This is a genomic window from Rhodococcus huquni (assembly GCF_055231055.1).
This window is the reverse complement of record NZ_JBUYWE010000002.1, coordinates 394,999-410,914: the sequence shown is the minus strand read 5'-3', so window position 1 is coordinate 410,914 and position 15,916 is coordinate 394,999. Positions and strand designations below refer to the sequence as shown.

At 64.4% G+C, this 15,916-nt stretch carries 12 protein-coding genes and 1 pseudogene; 8 read left to right on the top strand and 5 right to left on the bottom strand.

The features are described from left to right. Positions 1–984: 984 nt before the first annotated feature. Both ACZI8R_RS05535 and gltB read right to left on the bottom strand, forming a co-directional pair. Positions 985–2,436 (bottom strand): glutamate synthase subunit beta, encoded by a 1,452-nt coding sequence (locus ACZI8R_RS05535; protein WP_463378568.1) that lies wholly within the window; start codon positions 2,434–2,436, stop codon positions 985–987. Then, positions 2,429–7,027, bottom strand: coding sequence for a glutamate synthase large subunit (gltB, locus tag ACZI8R_RS05530; RefSeq protein WP_463378567.1), 4,599 nt, complete (start codon positions 7,025–7,027; stop codon positions 2,429–2,431). The genes ACZI8R_RS05535 and gltB overlap by 8 nt, the downstream gene beginning before the upstream one ends. 356 nt (positions 7,028–7,383) lie before the next feature. Here gltB and ACZI8R_RS05525 point away from each other — a divergent pair. Together ACZI8R_RS05525 and ACZI8R_RS05520 are read left to right on the top strand one after the other, a co-directional pair. Continuing rightward, positions 7,384–7,731, top strand: a pseudogene (locus ACZI8R_RS05525) (GAF domain-containing protein); the annotation flags it as partial. Positions 7,732–7,797: 66 nt separating this feature from the next. Next, positions 7,798–8,448, top strand: coding sequence for a hypothetical protein (locus tag ACZI8R_RS05520; RefSeq protein ID WP_463378783.1), 651 nt, complete (start codon positions 7,798–7,800; stop codon positions 8,446–8,448). Positions 8,449–8,463: 15 nt separating this feature from the next. Here the strand turns inward: ACZI8R_RS05520 and ACZI8R_RS05515 are convergent, their stop codons facing one another. Then, positions 8,464–9,156 carry a helix-turn-helix transcriptional regulator gene (locus ACZI8R_RS05515; protein WP_463378566.1) on the bottom strand — a complete coding sequence of 231 codons (693 nt, stop codon included), beginning with the start codon at positions 9,154–9,156 and terminating at the stop codon, positions 8,464–8,466. Positions 9,157–9,217: 61 nt separating this feature from the next. Between ACZI8R_RS05515 and fdxA the strand changes: the two genes are divergently transcribed. From fdxA to ACZI8R_RS05500, 3 genes are read left to right on the top strand one after another with little or no spacing between them, the layout of a single operon-like run. Next, positions 9,218–9,586, top strand: coding sequence for a ferredoxin (gene fdxA, locus ACZI8R_RS05510; protein WP_463378565.1), 369 nt, complete (start codon positions 9,218–9,220; stop codon positions 9,584–9,586). Beyond that, positions 9,583–11,271 (top strand): aa3-type cytochrome oxidase subunit I, encoded by a 1,689-nt coding sequence (ctaD, locus tag ACZI8R_RS05505; RefSeq protein ID WP_463378564.1) that lies wholly within the window; start codon positions 9,583–9,585, stop codon positions 11,269–11,271. Before fdxA ends, ctaD begins: the two co-directional genes overlap by 4 nt. A gap of 3 nt (positions 11,272–11,274) precedes the next feature. Then, positions 11,275–11,745, top strand: a complete 471-nt coding sequence (locus ACZI8R_RS05500; RefSeq protein ID WP_463378563.1) for a hypothetical protein — start codon at positions 11,275–11,277, stop codon at positions 11,743–11,745. A gap of 12 nt (positions 11,746–11,757) precedes the next feature. Here the strand turns inward: ACZI8R_RS05500 and ACZI8R_RS05495 are convergent, their stop codons facing one another. After that, positions 11,758–12,222: a hypothetical protein gene (locus tag ACZI8R_RS05495; protein WP_463378562.1), complete on the bottom strand. Its 465-nt coding sequence runs from the start codon at positions 12,220–12,222 to the stop codon at positions 11,758–11,760. Between the two features lie 167 nt (positions 12,223–12,389). On the opposite strand from ACZI8R_RS05495, the gene ACZI8R_RS05490 reads away from it, so the two are divergent. Genes ACZI8R_RS05490 through ACZI8R_RS05480 form a run of 3 tightly spaced genes read left to right on the top strand, consistent with a single transcriptional unit; the run spans position 12,390 to position 14,558 of the window. Then, positions 12,390–13,349 carry a DUF8176 domain-containing protein gene (locus ACZI8R_RS05490; RefSeq protein WP_463378561.1) on the top strand — a complete coding sequence of 320 codons (960 nt, stop codon included), beginning with the start codon at positions 12,390–12,392 and terminating at the stop codon, positions 13,347–13,349. Next, positions 13,346–14,113, top strand: coding sequence for a hypothetical protein (locus tag ACZI8R_RS05485; protein WP_463378560.1), 768 nt, complete (start codon positions 13,346–13,348; stop codon positions 14,111–14,113). Before ACZI8R_RS05490 ends, ACZI8R_RS05485 begins: the two co-directional genes overlap by 4 nt. A gap of 40 nt (positions 14,114–14,153) precedes the next feature. Beyond that, a complete protein-coding gene (locus ACZI8R_RS05480; RefSeq protein WP_463378559.1) occupies positions 14,154–14,558 on the top strand; it encodes a VOC family protein in 405 nt (134 codons plus the stop codon). On the opposite strand, the gene ACZI8R_RS05475 is transcribed toward ACZI8R_RS05480, so the two are convergent. After that, positions 14,555–15,838: a glycosyltransferase gene (locus tag ACZI8R_RS05475; RefSeq protein WP_463378558.1), complete on the bottom strand. Its 1,284-nt coding sequence runs from the start codon at positions 15,836–15,838 to the stop codon at positions 14,555–14,557. The two genes, ACZI8R_RS05480 and ACZI8R_RS05475, sit on opposite strands and share 4 nt — an antisense overlap. Between the last annotated feature and the right edge of the window lie 78 nt (positions 15,839–15,916).

Genomic DNA, 15,916 nt, shown 5'->3' with positions numbered 1-15,916 from the left:
CGCGCTTGGGGTGTCGCTGGATCGAAACATCCTGCACCTCTCAGTGATGTGTTTTGCCGGTCGGCTAGTCAGCAGATTAAACCGACCGGACGGAATGCCGCTTCAGCCAACATAGTTTCTTTACTCAAGCGTTACCGCAAGAAAGTGATCGGGACTCGGCTCTTTGACATCACTCGACAGCTCAGTCGTGACTATGACTTCCTGTTCCCCGGCCCACGGATCCACGTCCACTGTCCGCGCGCCTCGATTGACGAGCTCGGCTATGTCGAACGTTGCGATTCGTCGAGGGCTCACTTCGTCGCCTACCACCCACACTGCATGGACGGGCGAACGCGCGCGCCCGGGTGTTACCAGCGACGAAGTGGTTTCAGTCTTACCGATTTCAATGCCGTCTCGCAGTACCGCCACCGTGTTGTGAGCAACGTTGAGGCCTGTGTTCAGGCCGATTGCGTCGTGCGTCGACTCCCAAGTGAGATTGAAGGTCCCTGGCGAGAATCGCAGTGTCCTGTCGGGCGTCTGCTCCGGGCTTGAGCATCCGGGAGCAACGGCGAGTGCAGTGAGGATTACGAACAAGAAGCTTCGCCTACGCATCAATTTCTCTCCGCTTCTCGTCGCGTTGAAACTTTGAGCAGGGCCGTCAAACGCCGTGCCCTGCTTGCTCGTGGACACGACGAGCATATCCAAACCCTGAAGAACGGCCCTGCAAATGCCGGGACAGGCCGACGTGCCCGCGTGGCCAGAAAGGGCGGGCGCGGTGGAATGCTGCGCCATGAGCGCGCTTGAACAACGATCTCAATCGCGATCCCTGGCTAGGAGACGAACTCAGACGCACTCAGGGTATTTGGGATCCTATCCGGCGTGCGGAAGGTTCTCCGGTAACGCCCGCACAGACTTTCGAGTCGCTCCGGCTACATTCGCTCTTCGAATGCACAAAAATCCGCGCCCCGTTCGAGTGGAACGGGGCGCGGATCTTGTTATGTGTAACTACCGCTGCGGTGCGGTGGTCGGCAGGATCGGCGCCGGCAGGGCCGACGAGCCTTCCAGGTAAGCGTCCACGGCTGCGGCCGCCGAGCGTCCCTCGGCGATTGCCCACACGATGAGCGACTGGCCACGGCCCATGTCACCCGCGACGTACACACCGTCGACGTTGGTGGCGAACTTGTCCGAGCGGGCGACGTTGCCACGATCGGTCAGGTCGACACCGAGATCGGTGAGCAGGCCCGGCTTCTCGGGTCCGGTGAAGCCCATCGCCAGGAAGACGATGTCGGCCTCGAGATCGAACTCTGAACCCTCGACCTTCTGGAACTTGCCGTCCACCATTTCGACCTCGTGGGCCTTCAGAGCGGTGACCTTGCCGTCCTTGCCGACGAACTCCTCGGTGTTGACCGAGAACACGCGCTCGCCGCCCTCTTCGTGAGCGGAGGAGACGCGGTACATCAGCGGGTACGTCGGCCACGGGGTCTGCTCGGCGCGAGCCTCCGGCGGACGCGGCATGATCTCGAACTGGTGCACGACCTCGGCGCCCTGACGGTGCGAGGTGCCGAGGCAGTCCGCGCCGGTGTCGCCGCCGCCGATGATGACGACCTTCTTGCCCTTGGCGGTGATGGTCGGCTCGTCCAGGTCACCGAACTGCACCCGGTTAGCGATGGGCAGGAACTCCATCGCCTGGTGGATGCCGTCGAGTTCGCGGCCGGGAATCGGCAGGTCGCGTGCCTCGGTGGCACCGCCGGCCAGGACCACGGAGTCGAACTGGTCACGAAGCTCGTCGGCGGTGATGTCGACGCCGACGTTGACGCCGGTACGGAAGGCCGTGCCCTCCGCCTCCATCTGTGCCAGGCGACGGTCGATGTGCCGTTTCTCCATCTTGAACTCGGGGATGCCGTAGCGCAGCAGGCCACCGATGCGGTCGGCTCGCTCGAAGACGGTCACCGAATGGCCCGCACGGGTCAACTGCTGCGCAGCGGCCAGACCGGCGGGACCGGAACCCACGACGGCAACCTTCTTGCCGGTCCTGCGCGACGGGCGCACGGGCTCGACCCAGCCTTCGTCGAAGGCGCGGTCGATGAGCTCGACCTCGACCTGCTTGATCGTCACCGGGTCCTGGTTGATCCCCAGGACACACGACGCCTCGCAGGGCGCCGGGCACAGCCGCCCGGTGAACTCCGGGAAGTTGTTGGTGGCGTGCAGTCGCTCGATGCCGTCGTGCCACTTGTCCTTGTAGACGAGGTCGTTCCACTCGGGAATCAAGTTCCCCAGCGGGCAACCGTTGTGGCAGAACGGAATACCGCAGTCCATGCAGCGGCTGGCCTGGTCGCGGAGGGTTTCCTTCGGGAAATCCTCGTAGACCTCTTTCCAGTCGAGCAGGCGCAACGGAACGGGACGGCGGACCGGAACCTCACGGGATCCGTGCTTCAGAAAGCCCTTCGGATCAGCCACGAGCTGCCTCCATGATCGCCTCGTCCACGTTGGCGCCGCGAATCTCGGCGTCCTTGATTGCCATGAGTACCTTCTTGTAATCGCGCGGCATCACCTTCGCGAAGTGCCCCACCTGCTGCGACCAGTCGGACAGGATGCGCGTGGCAACCTCCGAACCGGTCTCGTCGCGGTGACGCTCGATCGCGCCCTTGAGCCATACGCACTCGTCACTCTCGAGGTCTTCGAGATCGACGAGTTCGGTGTTGAGATTGTCTTCGAAGTCGCGGTCCGGGTTGTAGACGAACGCGACGCCACCGGACATGCCGGCACCGAAGTTGCGTCCCGTCTTGCCCAGGATGACCACCTTGCCGCCGGTCATGTACTCGCAGCCGTGGTCGCCGATACCCTCGACGACGGCAACGGCGCCGGAGTTACGAACCGCGAAGCGCTCACCGACGACACCGCGCAGCAGCACTTCACCGCTGGTGGCGCCGAACAGGATCACGTTGCCGCCGATGATGTTGTCCTCGGCGACGAATCCTGCGGCGGTCTCGAGCGGCGGGCGAACGACGATGCGTCCACCGGACAGTCCCTTGCCGACGAAGTCGTTGGCGTCGCCGTGCAGTCGCAGCGTGATGCCCTTGGGCACGAACGCTCCGAAGCTGTTGCCGGCCGAACCGGTGAAGGTGATGTCGATCGTGTTGTCCGGCAGTCCTTCACCGCCGTAGACCTTGGTCAGCTCGTGTCCGAGCATGGTGCCCACGGTGCGGTTCACGTTGGTGATCTTCGATTCGAAGGTCACCTTCTCGCCCGTGTCGAGGGCCTCGCGGCTTTGGATGATGAGCTGCTGGTCGAGCGCCTTGTCGAGACCGTGGTCCTGGGTGCCCGTGCAGTACAGATCCTGTTCGAGGAACGCGGACTCGGTCTCGTGCAGGATCGGCGACAGGTCGAGGTTGCCCGCCTTCTCACCCTTCCAGTGCTCGAGCGCCTTGGTCGTGTCGAGCACGGCGACCTGACCGACAGCCTCGTCGAGGGTGCGGAATCCGAGCTCGGCCATGAGTTCGCGCACCTCCTCCGCGATGAACATGAAGAAGTTCTCGACGAACTCGGGCTTGCCGGTGAAACGCTCACGCAGAACCGGGTTCTGGGTGGCGACGCCCACGGGGCAGGTGTCGAGGTGGCAAACGCGCATCATGATGCAGCCGGAGACCACCAGCGGTGCGGTGGCGAAACCGAACTCCTCGCCACCGAGAAGCGCCGCGATCATGACGTCGCGACCGGTCTTGAGCTGGCCGTCGACCTGCACGACGATGCGGTCACGCAGACCGTTGAGGAGCAGCGTCTGCTGCGTCTCGGCGAGGCCGAGCTCCCACGGTGCACCTGCGTGCTTCACCGAGGTCAGCGGGGTGGCGCCGGTGCCACCGTCGTGACCGGAGATGAGAACCACGTCGGCGTGCGCCTTGGAGACACCAGCGGCAACCGTTCCGACACCGACCTCGGAAACCAGCTTCACGTGGACGCGGGCCTGCGGGTTGGCGTTCTTCAGGTCGTGGATCAGCTGCGCGAGATCCTCGATCGAGTAGATGTCGTGGTGCGGAGGCGGCGAGATGAGGCCGACACCCGGAGTGGAGTGCCGAACCTCGGCGACCCACGGGTACACCTTGTGCGGCGGCAACTGGCCACCCTCACCGGGCTTCGCGCCCTGCGCCATCTTGATCTGGATGTCGGTGCAGTTGGTCAGGTAATGCGACGTGACACCGAATCGTCCCGAAGCGACCTGCTTGATCGCCGACCGACGCCAGTCACCGTTCTCGTCCGGCTCGAAGCGGTCGATGCTCTCGCCGCCCTCACCGGAGTTCGAGCGGCCGCCGAGACGGTTCATGGCGATCGCCAATGTCTCGTGCGCCTCGGCCGAGATCGAGCCGTAGCTCATCGCACCAGTGGAGAAGCGCTTCACGATCTCGCTGGCGGGCTCGACCTCGTCGAGCGGAACCGACTGACGCTCACCCGATTTGAAGTCGAAGAGGCCGCGCAACGCTGCGAGACGCTCCGACTGGTCGTCGACCAGCTTCGTGTACTCCTTGAACACCTTGTACTGACCGGTGCGGGTGGCGTGCTGGAGCTTGAAAACGGTTTCCGGGTTGAAGAGGTGGTATTCGCCCTCACGGCGCCACTGGTACTCGCCGCCGACCTCGAGCTCGCGGTGCGCGTGCTCTTCCGGACGATCCAAGTACGCGGTGGCGTGACGGACCGCGACGTCGGCCGCGATCTGGTCTAGGTCGATACCGCCGAGGTGCGAGTTGAGGCCGGTGAAGTATTCGTCCACGAGTTCCTGCGACAGGCCGATGACCTGGAACAGCTGTGCGCCCGTGTAGGAGGCGAGGGTGGAGATGCCCATCTTGGACATGACCTTGAGAACGCCCTTGCCGGCGGCCTTGATGTAGTTGGCGATCGCCTTGTCGAGGTCGATGCCGGACAGGTCCTCGTTCGTCACCAGTTCGTCGATGGTCTCGAACGCCATGTACGGGTTGACCGCTGCCGCACCGAAACCGATGAGCAGTGCCATGTGGTGCACCTCGCGGGCGTCGCCCGCCTCGACGATCAGACCGACCTTGGTACGGGTCTTCTCACGAACGAGGTGGTGGTGCACGGCCGAGGTCAGCAGCAGCGACGGGATCGGTGCGTACGTCTCGTTCGACTCACGGTCGGACAGGACGACGATGCGCGCACCGCCGGCGATGGCCTGCGACACCTGATCCCGAACGTCGTCGAGCGCCTTGCGCAGACCCTCGCCGCCTTCGGCAACCGGGTACAGGCCGCGGACGATGACGCTCCGGAAATCGGGGAATCGTGCGTCGTCGTTGGCGTGGATCAGCTTCGACAGGTCGTCGTTGTGCAGGATCGGCTGCGGCAGGAAGATCTGCCTGCACGATTCGGCCGTGGGCTGCAACACGTCGTGCTCGGGGCCGATGGTGCCGCCGATGCTGGTGACGACCTCCTCGCGGATCGCGTCGAGCGGCGGGTTGGTGACCTGCGCGAACATCTGCGAGAAGTAGTCGAAGAGCATCCGTGAACGGTTCGACAGAACCGCGATCGGGGTGTCCGTGCCCATCGAGCCGAGGGCTTCCGCGCCGGAAGCCGCCATCGGCTTGACGAGGAGGTCGACCTCTTCGTTGGTGAACCCGAACATCTGCTGACGCAACACCACACGCGCATGCGACATGTACGTGTAGGGACGGTCCGGCAGATCGTCCATGTGGACGAGGTTCTGGTCGATCCACTCCTGGTAGGGGTGCTCGGCGGCGAGTTCGGACTTGAACTCCTCGTCGTCGATGATGCGACCCTGCTCGGTGTCGACCAGGAACATACGTCCCGGCTGCAGGCGGATCTTCTTCACGACGGTCGCCGGATCGATCGGCAGAACGCCGACCTCGGAGGCCATGACGACAAGGCCGTCCTCGGTCACCCAAAGACGTGAGGGGCGCAGACCGTTGCGGTCGAGAACCGCGCCGATGACGGTGCCGTCGGTGAAGCACACCGACGCCGGTCCGTCCCACGGCTCCATGAGTGCCGAGTGGTACTCGTAGAACGCGCGGCGGGCGGGGTCCATGCTCTCGTGACGCTCCCAGGCTTCCGGGATCATCATGAGGACTGCGTGCGGCAGGCTGCGGCCGCCGAGGTGCAGCATCTCGAGCACCTCGTCGAAGCGAGCGGTGTCGCTGGCGCCCTTGGTGCAGACCGGGAAGATCTTCCCGAGTTTGTCTGCGCCGCCGAAGATGTCGGACTCGATGAGCGCCTCGCGGGCACGCATCCAGTTCTCGTTGCCGGTGACGGTGTTGATCTCACCGTTGTGGGCGACCCGGCGGAACGGGTGCGCGAGCGGCCACGACGGGAACGTGTTGGTGGAGAAGCGCGAGTGCACCAGGCCGAGAGCCGACTCGACGCGCTCGTCCTGCAGATCCAGGTAGAAACCCTTGAGCTGCGGAGTGGTGAGCATGCCCTTGTAGACGAACGTCTGGCTCGACAGGGACGGGAAGTACACCGTCTCCTGGCCGGGGCCGTCCTGGCCGGCGCCTTCGCTACCAAGCTCGTGCTCGGTGCGCTTGCGGACGACGTACGCGGCGCGCTCGAGATCCATGCCGGTCAGCGCATCGTTGTCACTGCCGATGAAAATCTGGCGGAACGTGGGCATCGCGTCGCGCGCGAGCGCGCCGAGGGAGGAGTCGTCGGTTCCGACGTCACGCCATCCGAGGACCTTCAGGCCCTCGCTCTCGACGATCTTCTCGACGGACTCGGCAGCCTTCGCCGCATCGGCCTCGCCCTGCGGGAGGAAGGCGATACCGGTCGCGTAGGTACCCGCTGCGGGCAGCTCGAAGTCGACCACGGCGCGGAAGAACTTGTCCGGCACCTGCAGCAGGATGCCCGCACCGTCACCGGTGTTGGGCTCGGAACCTGCGGCTCCACGGTGTTCGAGATTGACCAGCGCGGTGATCGCCTTTTCGACGATGTCCCTGCTGCGGCGGCCCTTCATGTCCACAACGAATGCAACACCACAGGAGTCGTGTTCGTTGGACGGGTGGTAAAGCCCCTGGGGGCTTGGAAGTTGCTTCATACCCAGCCTTCGTATGCCAAAGAATCTGCACCGACGACCAGCAGCGCTGATGGCCATCTCTTGCAACGCGAGCGCAGTCACGACGATGTGATCGGCACTCATCCGTGCGGCTGTCGCCTCGCGCGGCACTCCAGGGGTGTGGTTCTCGCCCCAAGCGACATTGCCTCACGGTCGGGTCGGACTTTCGTGAGTCCACCGTGTAAAGAAAACGATAATTCAGAACCCCCGGATTCTCACAACTTAGGCTGACCTACAAATGCTGTGACCTGGCATTATCCTTCGTGGGCTATCGACTAGTTCACACTTCTCCTCGGCATTTCGTGACGACTGCCGCACCTTGCCGATCCAGTCGGCAAATGGTTAGAGTGATCGACGCGCCCTTCCCGGGGTTTCCCAGAGCCTGTATTCGTCGGCTCCGGATGCAGCAACAAGCCCGGGGCGGGACTGTGTCCTCTGAGCGACTCCTCCGATCTTTCCCCGGCAGACGTGACGGCGCCACCGTCAGGGCCTGGGCGTCGATCGAACGTAGGTTGAATCCATCTCGCGATCTCGACCTGACAAAAGTGATCGATGCGGTTCGGTCGTCTCGCACGCGGTTCACTTCCGACCTGAGATCCAGTCACCGGCGACAGACGTTTCATATCGACGCACTGCCCGTCCTCGGACCGTCTGGAGAAGCACACGGCATTCAGTTGTGGGTCGGCGATCCCGCCACGGCTGTCGCACCTCCCAGAATCACTGCTGGCGTCTCGTGGTCGTTGAAGCGGACGGTGATATTGCAAACTCTGGAAGCGTCGCTCATGACCGGAGTCCTGCCGGAGAACCACGTTCCTGAACGCACCCCCGGCGAGCATTTTGCAAAGTCTCCGCGATTCGACAACGAGGAAGCGCTGTACGCCCTTTCTCTCAATCCCCAGCCCGGAGCGCGATGGGACGGAGCAGCCGCGGTCGAGCACGCCGACGGCCGAACGATGAAGTGGCACGCGTGGACGAAAGCTTCGACCAGGCCCGGTGAACTGGGTACGAGAAGTCTCTGGCACGACATCTCCGATGCCGGCGCGCCCACTCCACCGACTTTCGCCGAGCGCGCATTGGAAGCGGCCGCTTACGGCGCCGATCACTACACAGCCGTCATCGACTCCGATACGCGAGCTATGGTCCGCTGGATCCCGCACGATTACGCGCCACCATGGGTCCGATGGCGTGACCTCCGATCGGCATCCGACCTGATCATCAGCGAAGACCACGCGGTCCTCGACCTTGCCGCAGCGCAGCTCCGTGGGCTCGACGACGTGGTCGATGACGTTCACCTTCGTCTGCGCGGTATCGACACGGACTGGGTGGAATCGGCGTGCACGGTCACACGGCACCCAGGGGAACTGTCCGATCGCCTACTCGTCGTGCGGATTCGACGGCCCTGAGCAGCGCCGTGTCCGTCATCGCCTGGCGAGGCGCGCGACGCAAGTGTGTGGGGTGTCCCAGGGCGTGAGTGTGCCATTCGTTTCGGGTACACCCGACCGTTCCAGCACGCCGCGCAACAACCCGAGATGGAGCGAACACACCACGGTGGGGCTCTCCCGGGCGACCGCCGCGAACGGGCACGCGTGCAATCGGATTCGAGTTTCGTCGGCCGAGGTCTCGGTCCTGGGCTCGAAACCCATCTCCGCGAACAACGCCGACGCACTGTCGACCGCGGCGTCGAATGTCCGCGGCGCCTCGTCACGTTCGGCCAGGCCGCGCCGTGCCCACTGCTTACCGGCCGTGATGGCGCGCGCCGCCGGATCTCCGCCCTCGCTCTCCCAGTGCGAGGCGAGCACCTCGGCCAACTCGCGGTATCCCGTGTGGTGTCCCTGAACATCGGGTGTGAGCGCCCGATACAGCCTTCGCGGACGTCCTCGAACGGGCTTCGTCTCGAATTCGGCGACGACCAGTCCCGCGTCGATCAGCGCGTCGAGATGAAACCGCACGGTGCTCACGTGCAGGGAGAACTCCTCCGCCAGCTCACCGGCAGCCTTGGGTTCGGAACTGGATCGGAGAGCGTCCATCAACGCGGCGCGCCGATCGGACGCCAACACCGCGTGCGTGACGACTCGATGGCGCCCGCTGCCTGTTCCCTTTCGTACCGCCATACTGTAAGACTTTAGAGGAATACATTCCTCTAAAACCAGGGCGAGCTCTCTGGAGGTGCGTATGACGTATGTGATCGCGGAGCCGTGCATCGACGTGCTCGACCGCGGCTGCGTCGAAGAATGTCCTGTCGACTGCATCTACGAGGGCGAACGAGCGCTCTACATTCAACCGGACGAATGCATCGATTGCGGCGCCTGTGAGCCGGTCTGCCCCGTCGAGGCGATCTACTACGAATCCGATACCCCACCCCAGTGGGAGCAGTACATAGACGACAACGCCCGCTTCTTCCACAGTCCACTCCCTGGAGCGTCCGAGCCGCTCGGATCACCTGGAGGCGCAGGAAAGCTGGGGCCGACCGGGGTCGACACCGAACTCGTCGCCGGATTCCCGCCCCGCCCAGATGACGCGGGAGCCGAGGGCACGCCGTGAACGCGCCGGCACTGACCAAACCTCGCCCTGCCCGCCCGTACCCACCACGCGTCGGGCCGAAGGGTTCGTATCTCTACCGAGCGGCCACCACCACGGATCCCAAGATGCTGGGGATCATGTACCTGGTCACGTCCTTCGGGTTCTTCATGGCCGCCGGACTCATGGCGCTGTTGATGCGAGCCGAACTCGCCGTTCCCGGCATGCAGTTCCTGTCCAACGAGCAGTACAACCAACTCTTCACCATGCACGGCACGATCATGCTGCTGTTGTACGCGACGCCCGTGGTGTTCGGCTTCGCCAATTACATACTGCCGCTGCAGATCGGCGCGCCGGATGTGGCTTTCCCCCGGCTCAACGCGTTCAGCTACTGGCTCTACCTGTTCGGAGCGTTGATCACGGTGTCCGGCTTCGTGACCCCCGGTGGTGCAGCGGATTTCGGCTGGACCGCCTACACACCACTGACCAGCGTTCTGCACTCGCCCGGCGTGGGCGCCGACCTGTGGATCACCGGTCTGGCCGTGGCCGGACTGGGCACCATCCTCGGCGCCGTCAACATGATCACCACCGTCATCTGCCTCCGCGCGCCGGGGATGACGATGTTTCGGATGCCGATCTTCACGTGGAACATCTTCTTGACGTCCATCCTCGTTCTGATGGCATTTCCGCTGCTCACCGCGGCACTGATGGGGCTACTCGCCGACCGTCACCTCGGCGCGCACGTCTTCGATCCGGCGACCGGCGGCGTGCTGCTGTGGCAGCACCTGTTCTGGTTCTTCGGCCATCCCGAGGTGTACATCGTGGCGTTGCCCTTCTTCGGGATCGTGTCGGAGATCTTCCCGGTGTTCAGTCGCAAGCCCGTCTTCGGCTACCTCGGCCTCGTCTACGCCACCATCGCCATATCCGCCCTGTCCATGACCGTGTGGGCACACCACATGTTCGCGACGGGCGCCGTTCTGCTGCCGTTCTTTTCGATGACGAGCTTCCTGATCGCGATCCCGACCGGTGTGAAGTTCTTCAACTGGATCGGCACCATGTGGAAAGGGCAGTTGACCTTCGAGTCGCCGATGCTCTTCTCCGTCGGGTTCCTCGTCACCTTCCTGTTCGGCGGCCTGTCAGGAGTCATTCTGGCCAGCCCACCGTTGGACTTTCACGTCACCGACTCCTACTTCCTCATTGCGCACTTCCACTACGTACTGTTCGGCACGATCGTCTTCGCGACCTACGCCGGCATCTACTTCTGGTTCCCGAAGATGACCGGACGGCTTCTCGACGAACGTCTCGGAAAGTGGCACTTCTGGACCACGTTCGTCGGCTTCCACGCCACGTTCCTCGTTCAGCATTGGCTTGGCGCCGAGGGCATGCCCCGCCGCTACGCCGACTACCTGCCGTCCGACGGATTCACGGTCCTCAATTCCGTGTCCACCATCGGTTCGTTCATCCTGGGCGCCTCACTACTGCCGTTCGTGTGGAACGTCTTCAAGAGCTATCGCTACGGCGAGGTCGTCACCGTCGACGACCCCTGGGGTTACGGAAACTCGCTCGAATGGGCCACGACGTGCCCACCGCCCAGACACAACTTCACGGAACTGCCGCGCATCCGTTCCGAGCGGCCCGCCTTCGAACTGCACTACCCGCACATGGTGGAACGAATTCGAGCCGAATCGCACGTAGGTCGTCGGGGCTGAGGGGTGTCCGACACTGCGGAGGCGATCGTGGTCGCCGTGTTCGTGCTGGCTGTCAGCGTGTGGGTCGGTGGTTATGTCGCGATCGCGGTGGTCGCCAGAACGGCCACCGCCACGCTCGACGACTCGCATCGAGTCGCGTTCTTCCGGTCGCTGGGACGATCCTATTTCTGGGTCGGCTGTCCGGCCCTGATCGTCGCATTGGCCACCGGCGGTGTCCTCGCACGAGAGAAACCTTGGGACGGGACACTGGTGGCCGCCGTGGTGTGCGCTGCCGTGTTGCTGGCGAGCTTCGGGGTCGCGGTGGCTCAGGCCCGTCGTATGACCGTGCTCCGAAGGACGTTGCTCGCATCCCCCGATGACGAGCAGTTGAGGGTCCGAGTGCGACAAGGCGCGCTGGCCGCCGGCGGTCTGCGGGCCCTGCTCGGCGTGCTCAGCGTCGCCCTCGTGTTCTTGGGCGCTTTCCTCTCCACCTGATTCGTGGCCGGCTCAGGAATGTCGAAGATGCGACAGCACGATTCCGACAGGAATGCTGACGGCAAGCACCAACAGCAGGGCTCGGTAGATCCAATAGATGGTGCCGGTAGCGCCTCTGGCGGCGTGCAGTGCGAGCGCCAATGCCACGACCAGAACGATCGATCCGGCGTCGACCACCAGCGGCACACTTGCCAGCGTGCCGACGATGACTCCGGCATTACCCAGATTCCACGACGCTGCCTGAATCCAGCCCCACCGGTGCCGTTCCCCCGATCCCGTTCGCCACTGCCGTGCTTTGCCCATCGCGACCTGAGCAACACCGCCGACCAACACCAGATATGCGGCCAACCAACTGCCTCGAACCAGCTCCAGCGGCCCGGTGACCGCGGCAATCAGCCCGCCGAGAACGACACAGCAGACGCCGACCGCAATCAGGATGGTGGTCGGCCTTGCGACAGTGAGTCGATCAGGGCGCATGCGCGCGATTCTAGAACCGTCCGAGCAGTTTCGGGCCGGCGGAGCACCTGTCCCTGGCGATTGTTCGCAATCACGACGGACCGGCAGAACGGCAGTGCGGTATCTTGGCGATTCGGACATGCGGGACGGCGCGCGGCAGCTACGGGGGCGGAGAATAAGATTCGATGGTGACTGACACCGATCGCGGAGAACAAGACCGCTACGGTCGCTGGTTCCCTCCCTTCCCACCTGTCCCGGCACCGGCTTCGGCTGCCCCCGCCCCTGGTCCGGACGCTGCGGAAACGAATCCCCAGGACGCGTCCTGGTCGGATGCCGACGAAGCGACCGGGATGATGTTCTCTCCGGACAACAAGGCGCCGGCCGCCGCGAGCGACCCACGTGCGTCCCGTGATGCCCCGACCCCGACGTGGCTTTCCGCCGATCAGGGTCCGGACACCACGGTGTCCCCCCGCAAGCCTCGTAAGCCGAAGAAGCAGAAGCCTGCGAAACCACCCAAGGCAACGCCCACGCCGACTCCCGCTCCGTCGTCGGCCCCTGCTCCCACCCCTGCGCCGGAACCGGCCCCCACACCCGCTGCCGCTGTGCCGCTCGAAGCACCGCAGAGCAGCAGCGGACGAAACAAGCGGCCATTGATCATCGGAGCCGCCGCGGCCGCCGTCGTCGTGGCGGTGGGCGCGCTCGTGGTCGGCCTGGTTCTCCGACCGGACACGCTCAGCAGCAGCGACGCCGATGCCGCCCAGTCGACCGCAGCGGCGGGCGGCTTCTGCACCGAGTCCGACTCGAACGGCACGATCGTGAGCAACCAGCCGGGCGATCAGTCCAGTGGCGCCAACGCGATCCTGGCGTTCGAATACGCCTACTACGTCGAGCGTGACGCCGAGAAGGCGCGCGAGGTGGTTACTCCGGACGCCAAGGTGAGTACGGCCGACCGGCTGCAACCGTTCATCGACGACATTCCCACGAACACCGAATACTGCGCAGAGATCGAACAGACCGCGTCGGATCAATTCCTTCTGAACCTCCGGGTGAAGTCGCCGGGCCTTCCCGAGGACAAGTACCCCACGGGTGTGGGAACGACCGAGATCGACGGCAAGACATTCATCACTTACATGGGGGCACCCGAATGACCCAGACCCAGTCGACACTGACTCTCGCGCCACTCACGCTCGTACTCGGCGCGTGCGGCGGCGCAGGCGGCACCACGACAGCTCTCGGTCTCGTGAACGTGACTGCGGCACACGGTTTTCCGGTGGTCGCTGTGGACACCACGCCGGCCGGGGGTGATCTGGCCGATCGCGGTGCAGACGATCGACTGTCGAAGGGCAATCTCGAGCAGTTGGTTGCGACGTCCTCGGGCGGGCCGATCAAAGACGACGTCTTCGAGGCCTGCAGCTCCCGCACCGCCGCCGGTGCCCGCGTGCTGCAGCGCGTCGGTGAACACACGGCCGGCAATGCCGACTACGGCGCCGTCGATCTGTACCTGCGCTCGCGCGCCGTTGCCGGGGTGTACGACGTCGGGCACCGCCTTCGGCCCTCGTACCTGGCTCCCCTTCTGACCGACCCGCGCGCACCGATCGTGCTGGCCGTCCCGTGCCGGGCGGACGCATTCAATCGGATGCGCAGCGCCCTGGAAACCATCGCGAACACGCTGGGTCAGGCCGGTTTGGCACGCACCGTCGTCACGGTTTCCAACCAGGATGCGGCCGGCTGGCAGGTCGACGTGGACCTGCTCCGTGAGCACCTGGCCGGTCAGGTGTGGGGCATCGAGCAGATTCCCTACGACGAGCACCTTGCATCGGGTGTGGTGCTGAATCACAGCGCTCTCGCGCCCCAGACCGTGGCAGCGTACGAGCGCCTCTCGGCGGCGACAGCAGCGATCTCCGCGCAGTAACGTATGTGTGAACCAGTTCACACATACGAACGGAGCCGTCATGCCCACACTGCTCAACCCGTATCTCAGTTTTCGTGACACAGCCAGGCAGGCCATGGAGTTCTATCACTCCGTTTTCGGCGGCGAGCTGAACCTGAACACGTTCGCGGAGTTTCACGCGAGCGAGGATCCTGCCGAGGCGGACAAGATCATGCACGGGATGCTGACCGCAGAGAACGGCCTGGTCATCATGGGCGCGGATACTCCCGCCGGCATGGACTTGAACGTCGGAGACAACATCTCCGTATCGCTGAGCGGCGACGACGAGGCCGAACTGACCGGCTACTGGAACAAGCTGCCGGACGGCGGGAACGTGGTCATGCCACTGGGGGATGCTCCGTGGGGCGCCAAGTTCGGGATGCTCACCGACCAGTTCGGCATCAATTGGATGGTGAACATCGGCTAGCGAGCCGCAGCCTCGATCACGTCCGCTACTCGGGCGGCCGCATTGGAGTCGCCCGAGGCGAGCGTTTCCGCGAACCGGCGCGCTCGCTCTGCCGTCCCCGGTGACATCACCGTTTCGATGCCCGTCTTCAACGTCGTGCGATCGAGCTCGGCGAACTTGACGTGCGCTCCCACGCCCAACTTGGTCACCTGCACGCCCCACAGCGGTTGATCGAACGACACCGAACACACGAGGGTCGGCAGACCGGCCCGCAGACTTTCGTACGTCGTGCCGATGCCACCGTGGTGCACCGCAGCGCGGCAGTACGGGAACACGAGATCGTGGGCGAGAGGGCCGACCACCCTGACGTGGTCACCGGTCGAATGGTCGGCAACCTCGAGATCGCTCCACCCGGCACTGACCAACGCACGTACTCCGAGTTCCGCCGTGATCTCCTCGACCATGTCCAGGACGGCCGCGGTGTCCCTGATCGGCATGCTGCCGAACCCGAAATAGACCGGGGGCTCGCCGCTCTCGATCCACTCGAGCACGTCGGCATGCTCGTCTGCCAACTCCCCCACCGCTTCGCGCGCAGAGCGCGGTAGGTCCAGAAAACCCATCAACGGACGATCGTCGCCCCACTCTTCGGCCAGTCCGGGAACGAATGCCGTGTCGTACAACTGAAGTTCGGGGACTCCGTCGCGGGCCAGCAGTGACTCCACGTTGGCCCTGGTCTTGCTCAGTCCCAGCTTCGTGCGCAGTGCGTTGATGTACTTCATGAAGGCGAGGCCGCGAAGCTTCTCCGTCGCGACCCAGCTGGCACGGATCACCGGACCCGGCAGATTCCAGTCGTGAGGTAGTCCGCCCGGGAGGGTGTACAGGCTGTTTCTGCGGCACGGAAAGCTGTGCATCGTCACGAGCGGCACGTTCATCGCTTCGGCGATGGACTGGGACCGGTCCTCGGTGAGCATGGTCGAGACGATGACGTCGGCGCCCTTGCACACGTCGATCATCTCGTCGTCCATCTGCTCCGCGTACTCGGACATCTGTTTGGCGACCATCGGCATCAGCTTGAACGAACTACCCGAGGCCAGCGCCTTCTGCCCCTGCTCGGACGAGTAGAGCTTCTGCACGTCGGGGCCACACTGCCTGGCCTGCAACCCGGTTCGGGTGACGAAGTCGACGAGGTTGGGAGGCGCACCGACAACGACGTCGTGTCCCCGACCTGCCAGTTCCAGCCCCAGAGCAACCGCGGGTTGTATGTCACCGCGTGTTCCGGCGAGAGGGAGAACCACCTTCATTACCAGCCCCTTACTGCATTGTGGTACCAACCATAGTGACAGCGCTCACGCACGCAACCGTGACAGGAGCAGGCGCCC